This is a genomic window from Planctomycetota bacterium (assembly GCA_035574235.1).
In the GTDB taxonomy this organism is placed as follows: Bacteria; Planctomycetota; MHYJ01; order MHYJ01; family JACPRB01; genus DATLZA01.
On record DATLZA010000013.1, the window covers coordinates 1 to 13,280 of the forward strand.

8 protein-coding genes are annotated in these 13,280 nt (G+C 67.3%); 1 reads left to right on the top strand and 7 read right to left on the bottom strand.

Annotated elements, in window-relative coordinates; all coding sequences use genetic code 11:
- From VNO22_00825 to VNO22_00855, 7 genes are all read right to left on the bottom strand, one after another.
- Positions 1–360: hypothetical protein (locus tag VNO22_00825; GenBank protein HXG59891.1), on the bottom strand; the 360-nt coding region annotated here is incomplete at its 3' end.
- 459 nt (positions 361–819) lie between these two features.
- Entirely contained in the window at positions 820–1,104 is a 285-nt protein-coding gene (locus VNO22_00830) for an Imm32 family immunity protein (GenBank protein ID HXG59892.1), read from the bottom strand.
- A gap of 381 nt (positions 1,105–1,485) precedes the next feature.
- Positions 1,486–1,725 carry a hypothetical protein gene (locus tag VNO22_00835; GenBank protein ID HXG59893.1) on the bottom strand — a complete coding sequence of 80 codons (240 nt, stop codon included), beginning with the start codon at positions 1,723–1,725 and terminating at the stop codon, positions 1,486–1,488.
- A gap of 167 nt (positions 1,726–1,892) precedes the next feature.
- Positions 1,893–2,264 carry a hypothetical protein gene (locus tag VNO22_00840; protein HXG59894.1) on the bottom strand — a complete coding sequence of 124 codons (372 nt, stop codon included), beginning with the start codon at positions 2,262–2,264 and terminating at the stop codon, positions 1,893–1,895.
- A 238-nt stretch (positions 2,265–2,502) separates the two neighbouring features.
- Complete coding sequence (locus tag VNO22_00845; protein HXG59895.1) at positions 2,503–3,546, bottom strand: 3-isopropylmalate dehydrogenase; 1,044 nt, start codon at positions 3,544–3,546, stop codon at positions 2,503–2,505.
- Positions 3,547–3,598: 52 nt separating this feature from the next.
- Positions 3,599–4,579 carry a hypothetical protein gene (locus VNO22_00850; GenBank protein ID HXG59896.1) on the bottom strand — a complete coding sequence of 327 codons (981 nt, stop codon included), beginning with the start codon at positions 4,577–4,579 and terminating at the stop codon, positions 3,599–3,601.
- Positions 4,576–12,636, bottom strand: coding sequence for an IPT/TIG domain-containing protein (locus VNO22_00855; GenBank protein HXG59897.1), 8,061 nt, complete (start codon positions 12,634–12,636; stop codon positions 4,576–4,578). The genes VNO22_00850 and VNO22_00855 overlap by 4 nt, the downstream gene beginning before the upstream one ends.
- 334 nt (positions 12,637–12,970) lie before the next feature.
- Here VNO22_00855 and VNO22_00860 point away from each other — a divergent pair.
- The coding region (locus VNO22_00860; GenBank protein HXG59898.1) for a hypothetical protein at positions 12,971–13,280 on the top strand (310 nt) is incomplete at its 3' end.

The window sequence follows — 13,280 nt, forward strand, 5'->3', positions numbered from 1 at the left end:
CTTCTTCAAGGTCGCGCGCAGTTTCGGCCCGAGCTTCGCCTTGATGCCTTCGAAATCCTCACCGGCATGAGCGTCAAGGTTTTCCAGGAAGGACACCCAGACGAGATTCTGCACTTCCGGATCCTTCGAGCCCATCGCCTCTTCCAGAAAACACAAGGCTCGATCGAACGGCGTGCCGGGACCTGTAGCCCCTCTTCGGTATTCCTCAACCACAAACTGGGTGAGCGTACCGAACACACAGTGAGGCAGGCCAGAGTCATATTTTTCCAACCATTCTCCATATGCGGCTCGGAATTCGGGAAGCATGGCCAACAGCCTCCCTTCGATATTGGCGTAGGTAAGATCTTCTTTGTCCGGCATGGTTTGCCTCCGTTACCTGCTTCAGCGCATCTCGGAGATCGTCGATGATGTCCAGGGCCACCCTGCGGTCGGATGCGTTTGCGTCCGGATTTTCGCGCAGCCAGCGTTGCCCCCCCCTTATCGCATTTTGCGCCTTCTCGGCATGCCCGGATTTGCTCAGAAGGATTCCCGTCGCCCGTTCGAATCGAACCGCATCGGCGGTGCTTCCCCCGGCTACCGCAGCGTTTTTTCTCCAGAGATCTGATACAACGTTTCGGAGTTTCGGATCCGAAACCTCCGGCTTCGCCAAGCTTCTCGAGAACAAACGATCCAGATGCACTCCCTTGAGCTCCCTTGAGAACGTTGGCCGGCGGAATCCCCGAATACCACCGTCTCCGGATCCGCTCCGCTCCCCAAGGCCACCCACCCTCCGCCCTCCCCCCCTGTCGCCCCCGCCCGCGGCAACGGAACTCGAGCTTCTTACTCCGCGGGTTTGCGCGAAGGAGATGCTCTCAAGTCGCGGAAGCCGGGCTTGTAGCGGTAAAAAGTCACCTTTTGAATTACACGATGTTCGGGGTCATAGGGAATCTCGGTAAGCTCATTCCCCCCCCAACTGGGAGTAAAGAGGTGAACGTGAGAATCCTTTTGAGCACGAAGAGAAGCGATGGCCTTCTGCAAGAGCAGCAGCCCTTCCTCATCTGCATGGACCTCCAGAATCTCGCCTGATGAGTCAATCTCAAAGACGAGGACTCGTCCCGGGCTCATTCATCATCCCCCATGAAATACTTTCGCTTTTCGAATTCACCACGGCACGCTGGAGAACGGCCGCCCATCTCGCGAACGCGGCCTTCCCTCCCTGCATCAGGACCGCACGCCGCATGGACCCTTTCGAGCCTCGCGGCGCTCGAGACCACCGCTCCCCCGAAAGCATTGCCGGTCGCGATCTCTCCTGGAAGATCGTCCCGGGCGCCGCTTACCCCCGTCTCCGTCGCCGCTCGCCGGTCTGCCAGGACCTCCCCCGTCGCGGAGGCGACCGTCAGGGCACGCCGCGCGCGGCCGAGATCTTCACTGCCCGGTTTCGCAGTCCCTCTCGATCGACAGGACCCACCGGCGGCGGTAACTCTCAAGAGCCCGCGTCCGGCGCCGTCACGTCCTCGCGGAGCCTTCTTTCGGCCGCAGCTTCTGGGCCCGCTCCTCAGGCATCGAGTAAGACCGCTTGCCGGGAGCAAAGCCTTCACAGGGCTTCAGCTCCTCCATTGGATAGATTCGAGCGCCCACCCATCCCTCGTCCTGGATCAGCCGCGCCACTTTCTCCGTGATGAAAATGTACCTCGGCATCGGCCAGATCATGAAGAAGTCGCTTCCGTCCCACTGCGACGGATCCACCAGTGTCTTGGGATCCTTGAATCCGGAATACTCCTCATGCCCACAATCCGCGCATCGATAGACTACTTTGACCCCGGAAGCGGGAGACGCCCCGCCTCCCGAGCCGGTCACGACGAGTTCCCTGTCAATCGGCAGCCTCGCTCGCGGAGCACCCTTGACAGTTACCTTCACCGGCCGCGTTTCAGAACCTCAACGACGCTCTCTTTGATGAGACAATCCGACATCCAGGTCCACACGAAATCGTCCATCGTCACCTTCGGCAGAACGACGCTGAGATTCGTCAGCCGTTTGCCGGGACGCTGATGTCCGGGATGGGTCGGGCATTTCACGGTTTCCAGATCCACCTCGTCGGACCATTCCACCCATTGACGAGTCGAGTCCGGCTTGTCCAAGGGGTAAAACCCGCAATCCATCTTCAGTCGTTCTCCAGTCCGAACTCTTTCATCATCTTCGCCAGGCGTTTCAGAATAGATTCTCTTCAACGTTGAAGCGATCGCTCCCAAGGCCAGGACGCTCCCCCGAAGAATGAATTTCTTCACGTCCCCTCCTTGCACGAGGCGCGGGTGGATTCATGAAGAAGCGAAACGGTGTGCGAAAAAGGAAGAAGCCGCAGCGACACGGAGAACCGATCAAAGGCGAAAGGACGTGGGGTCGGACAGTCCCTCGGACGCTCTTGCCTGTTCACCAAGGACCCCTTCGCTCCCCCCTTGGGATCCTCGGTCGCACCTTCGAAACACCTGCCGGCACGCCGAGCGGCGGGGCGCGGCCGCCCCCCCCTTACAACAGCGCCGCCACCCAGTCGCCGACCGTGTCCGTCGGGACGCCGCTGTCCGTGCCGATCGAGGGCATCCGGCGCGACTCGACCAGCTTCCGCACCGCCTCCTCCACCCGGTCGGCCGCCTTCTTCTGCCCGATGTGCTCCAGAAGCATGCCGCCCGCCAGAATCGCCGCCAGCGGGCTCGCCTTCTTCTGCCCCTTGTACTTCGGCGCCGAACCGTGGATCGGCTCGAACACCGAAACCTTGCCCGGATGAATGTTCCCCCCCGCCGCGATCCCCATCCCCCCCTGAATCATCGCCCCCAGGTCCGTAATGATGTCCCCGAACATGTTCGTCGTCACGATGACGTCGAAATTCTCGGGGTTCTTCACCATCCACATGCACGTCGCGTCCACGTAGGCCGTGTCCTTCGTAACGTCCGGATAATCCTTCGCCACGTGGTCGAACGCCCGCCGCCAGACGTCATGCCCCCGGATCGCGTTCGCCTTGTCCACGAGCGTCACCTTCCGGCGCGGCCGCCGCCGCGCCTGCTCGAAGGCATACCGGATGATCCGCTCGCACCCCCTCCACGTATACCGCGCTTCCTGAATCGCCACCTCGTCGGGCGTGCCCTTCTTCTCGAAACGGCACTCCCCCGAGTAGGCGTCCTCCGTGTTCTCCCGGCAGACCAGGATGTCCACGTCCTTGGGCCCCTTCCCTTTGATCGGACAGAGATACTCCGCATACAGCTTCAGCGGCCGCAGGTTCACGTAAAGATCCAGCCCGAACCGCAGCCGGAAGAGAATCCCCCGCTCCAGCACCCCCGTCCCGACCCTCGGGTCCCCCAGCGCCCCCAGAAGCACCGCGTCCAGCGTCTTGATCTCCTCAAACGCCGAATCGGGCACGAGCTCGCCCGTCTTGAGGTAATGATCCGCGCCGAAGGGATATTCCACGAATTCCAGGCGGAACCCGTCCTGGACGCGCTTGAGGATCTTGACCGCTTCCTGAGCCACTTCGGGACCGATGCCGTCCCCGCCGATGACGCCGATCTTGTAGGTTTTCATGGGCGCCCAGCTTAGCGCCGCACCCCTCCGATGTCCAGCGCCCCGACCGGCCTCAGAACGTCACGTCCACCGCCGTCGAAAGGATCAGATCCCCCGAGTCTTCCGTGAGGCCGAACCCCGCCGCTCCCGTGAAAAAGACGTTCCCCGCCACCCGCGTGCGCGCCCCGAACGCGGCCACGATCACGTTTCCATCCAGAAGCGCCGCCTCCGCGAAGGGACTCGAATTGAACTCCACCTGCGCGAAAAGCGCCAGTCCCTTCCACGGCAGCCACGACAGCCCCGTTCCGCCGTGCACGTAGGGATCGGCCTCGTCCGCCTCCGTGAAAAGCTCGGCATCCCCCAGCGGCAAGACCGCCCCCACGTTGAAGTGCCACGCGAACCGTCCCCATCGCTTCGTCGCCAGGATCGAAAAGCCGACATCCGTCGTCTGCGCCGTCAGCAGATCCTCTTCGTCCGCCAGCGGAAACTTCACTTCCCCCAGAAAGCCCAGATCGATGAACCCGAAGGAGAAAACATATTTCGCCCGCGCCACGACGCTCTCGAGACCGAATCCCCGGTCCCCCGCGGGAACGATCTGCTGCCCTCCGTCGTAAAGCCGCACCGGCTCGTCGTCCCCTTCCCCCAGCTCGCCCGCCGAGAGGCGCAGACCCACCAGAAAACGCCCGCTCAACGCGTAGTCCACTTCCAGGCTCTGGGAAAGATACGCCGTGTGAAGACGGCTCTCCCCGCCCTCCTCGTCCGAACTCCAGTCGGTCTGCGCCAAGTCCACTCCCAGACGGACACGCACGGTCCCGGCGGGAAGCCCCAGCGCCTCCTCCAGCGGCGGCGTGTGGAAAAACCCGGACCAGCCGTTGTGCCGCGGCCCGCCGTGCGGCGCGAGCGCGAAATAAAGCCAATGATCCGGGAGCCCCCCGCGAACCTGCCGCCCCGTGTCGGGATCGAGCGGCCGCGGCTCCTGAACGCCGTACCGCCGCAGATCGTCCTGCGGAACCGCCGCCGCCAGCGCCGCCCCCAGAAGCGCCGGAAGGATCATCGCCGCACCCCCCTTCCCTTCCTCCACCCGCCCACGACCCCCAGCGCGGCCGCCAGAAGCGCCGCCGCCCACGCCGCCGCGCCCCCTCCGCCCGCCTCCGCCGAGGCCGCCGAACACTCCCGCCCCGTGCTCCCCCCGAGAAGCGCCCCGCCGCCGGCCCCCGGCGCCCCGATCGAAATCGTCAACCGCCGATACGCCGACCGTCCCGCCCCGTCCGTCGCCCGCACCCGGAAGGTCGAGGAGCCGATCGCCCGTGGAACGCCCGAAAGCTGGCCCGTCCCGGAATCCAGCCCCACCCCCGGCGGCAGCGTTCCCTCGACAACCTCCCACACCACCGACCCCGTCCCGCCGGCCGCCGCCAGCACCGAGGCGTACGCCTGATCCTTCTGTCCCCCGGGGAGCGCCAGCGTCGAGACCGTGAAGAGCTCCCGGACCTCGAGCGTCTGCGGACCCGACGAGGCATTGGCCGGGACCGGCACGGCCGAATCGGCGACTCCCAGATCGAGCGTCGAGGCGCCCGCGGACGGCGGTGTCCCCGAGATCACGCCCGTCGCCGGATCCAGCGCGGCCCACGCGGGGAGCGCGCCCGAAAGGACGCTCCACGCATAGGGCGGCGTCCCGCCTACCGCCCGAAGCGCCGCCGAATAGGGCGCTCCCGCCGTCCCCGCCGGAAGCGATCCGACCACCGCCACGCCGGCCGCCGGATCGATCACCCCAAGCGTAAACGCCTTCGAGGCCACCGCGCCGTTGGCGTCCGTGGCCTCGACCGTGAACGATCCGCCCGCGCCCGACGGCGCTCCGTGCAGAATCCCCGAGGGATCCAGCGTCAGCCCCGCCGGAAGGGTCGATCCGACCGCCGGAGCCCACCGGAAGGGCCCTACGCCTCCCGACACCTCAAGCGACACGAAGTATCCCTCGTTGCGCACCGCCTCCGGAAGCGGATCCGGCGTGACGATGACCGGCGCGGGCGCGACCCGCAACGTGAACGCCTCCGTATCCCCCTCTCCCGGGGCCGCCGCCCGCTCCGCCCGCGCCGCAAATCCGAAAGCGCCCGCCTGCCCGGGCGTCCCGCCGAGCACGCCGGAACTGTTCAGCGTCATCCCCGAAGGGAGCGTCCCGCCGGCCAAGGTCCACAGGTAGGGCGCCGGACCGCCCACGGCCGTCAACGTCGCCGCGTACGGACGCCCCTCGGTCGCCGCCGGAAGGAGCCCCGGCGTCACCTGCACCGGACCGCCCGCGGCGAGGATCTGCAGCGTGAAGCTCCGCGAGGCCGTGACGCCGGCCTGGCCGTCGTCGGACACCTGAACGGTGAACGTGTACGTGCCGCTCAGGGAAGGCGTGCCCGAAAGCGCCGCCGTCCGGCCGGTGCCGGACAGCGAAAGTCCGGCCGGAAGCGCTCCCGAGGAAACGCTCCACGAGAAGGAGGGCCCCAGTCCTCCCTCGGCCTGGATGGACTGACTGTAGGGCGAGCCGATGGACCCCGCGCTCAAAACCAGCGTCCGGATGGAAACGGGATTCGAAACGACCGTCAGGACGAAGGCCGCCGCCCCGACCCGGCCGTCGGCGTCCACCGCTTCGATCGTAAAGGAGTAGGCCCCCGTCGTCGCGGGCACCCCCGCCAGACGCCCCGTGGCGGGCTCGAGCGACAGCCCCGCCGGCAGCGTGGAGCCGGTGGCGACCCTCCAGAGGTACGGCGGCCGCCCGTCCGCGGCGGCGAAATAGACCTCGTACGCCCGACCGAGCGTCGCGTCCGGCAAGGGGGACGACGTGACCACGGACGGCGTCGCGGTGTTGGCCGGATTCACCGTGATCGAAAGAGTCACCGACGCGGCCGCCGGCGGCGCGTCGGAATCGGCCGCATTGAGCGTGAACGTGTAGGTGGTCGCCGTGGACACCGCGGGCGCGAAGCCGCTCAGCGTCCCCGTGGCGGGGTCCAGGGAGAACGGAAGCGTCCCCGAGGCCAGCGTCCAGACGTACGGCGGCACGCCGCCGGAAGCCTGGAGCGTCTGGCGATAATACGCCCCGGAGGTCACCGAGGGAAGCGCGGCCGTCACGATCCCGAACGCCGCCCGCACGGTCACTCGCGCCAGGTCGTCCTCTCCGATCAGACCGTTGGCCGCGACCGAATCGACATCCTCCGGAGACGCGGAGGTGATCTCGGCGGTATAGACGTGATCGCCGGAGGCTGCGACCACGGTCAGAATCGTCAGCGTCGCCGAGGCGCCGTCGGCCAGGGATCCCACGTCCCATACGCCGGTGGCGGGATTGTACGTTCCGGAGGAAGGGACGGCCGCCGCGAAGGCCAGGCCCGAGGGCAGAAGCCCGGTCACCTGAACGCCGGTCGCGTTCTGCGGACCGCCGTTCGCCAGAACCAGGGTGAACGTGACCTCCTGACCGAGTGTCGCGTCCGAAGCGCTCGCGGTCATCGAAAGCGAGAGGTCCGCGGTGGCGGCGGGATCGACATACCGGTAGCCGCCGGCCAGGACCCCCTCGGACGAAGCGGAACCGAACGTCCGGACCGCGACGTCCACGACGCCGGCGGCGTGCGGAGGCGTCACGGCGGTCAGCTGCGTGGAACTGAGCACGGCGATCCCCGTCGCGGCCGCGCCGCCGAACGACACGGCGGTGGCTCCGGTTTCGAAGTTCGCGCCCGTGATCGTCACCGTCTGGCCGCCCGCGATGGGACCGCGGATCGGCACCACGGACGCCACGGTCGGCGGGTTCACATAGGTATAGGACCCCGTGGCGGACTGATTGCCGAACGTGGTGACGACGACGGCGGCGGGACCGGCCGCGCCGGCGGGGGTCGTGACGGTGATCTGGGTGGTCGTGATGGCGGTGATCGCGGCCGAAGCGCCGCCGATCGTGACGACGGTGTTTCCGGTCGAGAAATTCGTGCCGGTGATCGTGACCGTCTGGCCGCCCGCGACGGGTCCGCGCGCGGGGTCGACGCTCGCGATCGTCGGCGCGTTCAGATAGGAATAGGCGTTCGCCGCGGTGTAGAAATCGTCCGGAGTGGTGACCCGCACGTCGACGGTCCCGGATCCGACCGGCGTCGTCACGGAAATGGACGTGGCGGTCACGGAGGTGACCGTGGCCGGAGCGCCTCCGAACGTGACGGAGGTCGAGCCGGGCACGAACCCCGTGCCCGTGATCGTCACCGTCTGGCCGCCCGCGGCGGGTCCGTCGGTCGGGCTGATCGACTGGATGAAAGGCCCGGTGAAGGTGAACGTATTGACGTCCGCGTCGCTCCCGCCGGGCGTGGTGACGACCACTTCGACGCCTCCGGTCGCATGCGCGGGGGTATCCACCGTCAGGCTCGTGGACGACGAAACCGAGACATTCGCGCCCGGGACGCCGCCGAAGGTTACGGAGGTCTGACCGGCGACGAAGTTCGTGCCGGAGATCGTCACGGTCTGCCCCCCGCGGGTCGTGCCGCTGGAGGGATTGAGGGCCGACACGGTCGGCGGGTCATGGTAGGTGTACCCGGTGTTGGCGGACCCGCCCGGCGTCGTGACCACGACGGTGACCGCTCCCGCCGCGTGCGGCGGGGTCGTCGCCGTGATCGAGGTGGACGTCACCGAGTTCACCGTGGCCGCCGCGCCTCCGAACGTGACCGTGGTCAGGCCCGGAACGAAATTGGTGCCGGTGATCGTGACGGACTGGCCCCCCGCCGAAGGACCGGCCGCGGGATTGAGCGAAGCGATCGTCGGGGCGTCGTGGAACTGGTAGCCGGTCGTGGCGCTCCCGCCGGTCGTCACGACCGTCACGGTCACCGCGCCGGCCGCGTGGGCCGGGGTGGTGACGACGATCTGGCTGTCGGTAAGGGACGTGATCGTGCCCGCCGCGCCGCCGAAATCGACCGACGTGGCGCCGGGCGTGGTCGAGAAGTTCGCGCCCGTGATCGTGACGGACTGGCCGCCGGTCGAGGGGCCGTTGGCCGGCGCGATGCTCGCGATCGCGGGCGGGTCGTAGTAGGTGTACGTGGAGCTCGCGGAGCCTCCGGCGCTGGCGACCTGCAGGGTCACGGGGAGGATTCCGGGAGGCGGGGGCGACGGACGCGCGGGAGCCGTGACCACGATTTGCGTGCGGGTGATGGAGATGATGGAGGCCGTCGCGCCGCCGAAGGTCACGGTCGTCTGGCCGGGGCCGGCCGCGAAGTCAGTCCCCGTGATCGTGACGGAGGTTCCGCCGGCGGACGGCCCCTCGGCGGGGCTGACGGAGGCGATCGTGGGCGGATCGAAGTATTCGTACGCCGCGACCTGAGTGGTCCGGCCGAACGGCGTCCGGACCTCCACGTCCACGACCGCCTCCGCCTGGGCGGGCGTAACGACCGTCAGACTCAGGCCGTCCGGAGCCACCGAAACGCCGGTGCCGGGAACGCCCCCGAAGCGAACCTCGGTGGCTCCGGGCTTGAACTCGACGCCGGTGATCGTGACGGTCTGGCCGCCCGCGGTGGGGCCCACCGGGGGGCTGACGGTCGTGATCCGGGGAGTTCCGTGATACGTGTAGGCGGCCGTCGCCGTGGCGGTGCCTCCGGGGGTCGAAACGACGACATCCACGGTCCCCGGGGCGTGCGGCGGCGTCACGGCGAGGATCGTCTGCGTCGAAAACAGATGGAAGGGGACGTTGTGGTTGACGGCGCTCACCCCTCCGATCGTGACGGTCGTGCGGCCGGGCAGGAAATTCGTGCCCGTGACGACGATGACCTGCCCGCCGCAGCTCGGGCCGGAAGAAGGGGACACCGACGCGATTGTCGGAGCCGCAAGCGGGTTGACCGTCAGGGTCATCGATCCGCTCGTGATCGAGGTCACGCTGTTGGTCGCCGTCACGGTGTAGGTTCCGCTGTCGGCGGGCACGGGAGAGGCGATCGTATAGGTGTTCCCTGTGGCCCCGGCGATATTGACCCCATCCTTCTGCCATTGCATCGTCCGACCCGTGCCCACCGCGGGGGCGGAAAGCGTCACCGGCCACCCTTGTTCAACCACCATACTCCGATGGGGCGTGGTGAAACGCACGGGCTCGACATACGGGGCGATCATCGACGCCGGAAGCGACGCCGCTCCGTTCGCAAGGGGGCTGCCGTCATCGAGCTTGGCGGCTATGGAGATATGATCTCCTCCGCCTCCTTCTTTCTGGAGAGCCTCCAGGAAATACTTCTGCCCGGCGACCAGCGCGATCGGCCCGGACTGAACGATATCCGCATCCGCGTAATCCCTGAAGTTCGACCATGCATTGCAGCGGGAGATCAGAACCTTTTTCGCCGGATCGTCATCGGGGCTGAGCCAGAGCTGGCTGTTGTCGTCGCTGGCGATCGCGAACCGCCAATTGCCCGTGGCGTTGGGAATGAAATATCCCCTCAGCCGGGTCCCGAAGTTGTCCACGTTGGGATTCGTCGCGGGCACTTCGGCCGGCGCGATGAGGCTTCCCTGGCTCGGAGCATCGGGGTAGTTCCCGTTGCGGAGCAGATCGAAAACCGTCGTGCCTCCAATGCCGTCCCACCGCTCGCGCGCCAAAGTGCCGGTCCGGTACCGGAAGGGGATCGAAGCCGCGGCCGTGGCGGTGCCCGGCAGGCCGTTGATCCCGTTCGTCGTCAAGGTGTAAAGCGGCGTGTCCGCCGTCAGGACGCTCGTCGTAAGCCGCACCCGGTTGGAGGGATCGTCCGCCCCGGCCGCCAATCCGGCGATTTCGGCGTCCGAAAGAGCCACGTCGTAGATTCGGACGTCGTCGATCTGGCCGGCGAAGTACGCTCCCAGCGTCGAAGGGATGGCACCGATCCCGAGCGGGGTCGCCGCGTTCAGGTTGCCCATGCCGGTCGCCAGATTGGTCGTACCCCCCACGTTGACGCCGTTGACATAGATCCGCACCTGATTGGCCTGACGATCGACGCGCATGGCGACGTGATACCACGTGTTATTGGCGATGCCGGCCGCCACCGAGACATCCGTGTTGTTGGTGCCGTCCCGCAGGCGGAACCTTATATTTCCGGACGCATTACCGCCTCCCGCCGCCGTATGAACGTCCAGCAGCCACCCCACGTCCGGACCGCCTCCCAACCACTTGTTGACGACTCGCCGCGGCCCCGTGTTGTTGGTCGTGCGGATCCAGGCGGAGACGGTAAAGCTGCGCGTCCCGAGATCGAGAGCCGGCGAGTCCGGCACGGAAATATAATTGCTGCTCCCGTCGAAGCTCAGGCTGGCGGGGTTCGCAAACGCCAGCGGAGCTTTGTTCGTCGTATCCACCGTCGCGCCCGTCACGGTCCCTGTGTTTCCGTTTCCCGACGAGTCCGCGCCGCTGGTGTCGTCGAGCCTCCACCAGGCGCGAAGGCTCGGGTTTCGGGGGATGAGGGTCGCGCTGCTGACGGAGACGCCGTTGTCGATCGAGTAATTCGACGCCGTCGAGGCGGACGGGTTCGTGACCGTGCGGTCGAAGACGACCTCGACCTCCGTGTCTCGACCGGCGGCGATCGCCGCGATCGGAGAGGGGAAAACGTCGGTCCGCGTATACGTCCCGGAGACGATGGGGCCGGGGTACTTCCCCGGCTCGACCGCCAGGGCGCGCACCGTCGTCGTCCGATCCAGCGTCAAGACGACCGAACCCGTGCCCTGCCCGTGGGCCAGGCGCGGATCGGGAGCGCTTCCGTCCAGCGTGTAATAGATCGTGGCTCCGGCGGGGCCGGAGACGGTGACCGCCAGAGAGCCCGCGAACGAGCCGGGCAAAGGACTGAGCGTGCACGGGCCCGACGCCGGATCGGAAGAAAGCACCGAGGCGGGAATGATCTGCTTGCCGATGCCCGGCCCCTGATAGCGGACCTCGAGCCCCTCGCCGCCCCCGCCCTCGAAATGGACGACCGCGATGGGATGCTGTCCCGCCTTCAGGTAGACATCCCCGGACCGCTCCACCATTCCGTGGAAGCCTTCGTTATTGACCACTTCCACGGGGCCGATCCAGAGTTTGCTTCCGTCGTCCGATGTCGTGAAAAAGGTGTAGACCCCGTCGGTGGGAACCTGGATGTACCCGTTGAATTTGAAGCCGAAATTGTCGTTGCGGTCCCGCGGCGGCAGCGGCGCGGCCGGGGCGATCGAGAACTGCGGCATGATCCCGCGCTGCTGGGGCAGAAGCGCCTCGAAATTCGGGATCGCCGGCCCCCAGGCGCCGCTCGAGTGGTAGTACCGGTAGTAGACTCCGGGAACCGTGCCCGACACGGTCACGGGATCGAGCGGCTTGAGGAAGGGATTGCTGATCGTCTCGGTGGAAATCAGGCCGGGGGCATAGGCCCGGGCGCGGATCCGCGCGTGCACGTCCACCACGAACGGGCCGTTGTAGGCAATCGCGTTGGGACCCGGAAAGAGCGGTCCGGGATCCGTGCCGTCGAGGGTGTACCAGATCGTCGCGCCGGGCGTGGCCGAAGCGAGGGTCACTTCGACCGGCCCCGTTCCTCCGTTCGGCGTGATGGTGGGGGCGGCGACGAGCGCGCCGGAATAGAGGCGGCTCTGAGGAACGATTTCGCGGGCTCGGCTCGGGCTCTGCCATTCCAGGGCGATCCGGGCGTTCCCTCCGAGCTCGAAGAATTCGACCATGATGGGGACCCGCGTCCCGGCCGTCAGCGCGATCGTTCCGGTGCGCGAGCCGGCGCCGAACGCCAGGACCTGGGTTGTTCCGATCCAGAGCGCCGCATTGTCGTCCGAGTGCAGCGTAAAGGTGTAGGTTTCGCTGAATTCGGGTTCGATCTCGCCGCGCCAGCGGATGAAATTATTGTCCTCGTCCATTCCCGTCACGCGGCTGGCGAAGGTGGTGTAGCCGCCGGGCGGTTCCCCCGGAGGGGTGGGAAAGTTCCCCCCTGGGCCGAAGTTGATCCAGAGGTTCTCCGTTCGGGTTCCGGTCGGGGCCCCGGAGGGCACGCCGTTGGTCAGCGAAAGCGTGTTGTAGTACTCGCCGTAGAGGCCGTTGCCGGAGGCCTGCGGGCGGGCGTGTCCCGCCGGGGCCAGACCGACCCCGACGAGCACGGCACCCACGAGACGGACCCCGAGTCCCCGAACTCCCTTCCCCTTCCCCATATCGTCGATCCCCCGGCGCCGCCGCGCCGCGGCCGGCGCCCTCCTCCTCCGCGAGATCCCCCGTCCCGCTCCGGAAACCTTCAGAAGGAGATACCACCGGCCGGCGGGATTTGCAAGAAAAATGCAGCATGAAAGATGTTACCGCCCCGCCGCGGCCGCCGGCGCTCCGCTTTTCTTCCCCTCCTCCCCCGCGCGGCGTATAATCCCCCCCGAACCAGGGGCGACCGAAACCGGCGGCCGGCCGCGGGAATCCGTGAAGTTCCGGAGGACCCGCCCGCGTTGGCTTTAGTAGGGGCGACCGGCCTTGCCCGTGCCGCCGAACCCGGAAGGACTTATGCCCGAGATCATCTCCGCCAAGTGCCTCGGCTGCGGCCACGTGATCCGCGTTCCCGCTTCCCTGGCCGGCAAGAAGGCCCGGTGCCCCCGGTGCACGAACACCATCGCCATCCCCGAACCCACCAAGCTCTCCACCACCGGCGAGTTCGTCACCGACGACCAGCTCCCCGAAGTCGCCCGCGACGAGGACCTTCTCGAGGAAGACGTCCCTTCCGACACGCCCGCCCCCGACCCGTCCGCCGAAACTCCCCGCCGCCGCTCCAGCTCCACCTGGCCCCGCGTGCAGGCCCGGCCCACCGGCGTCCGCG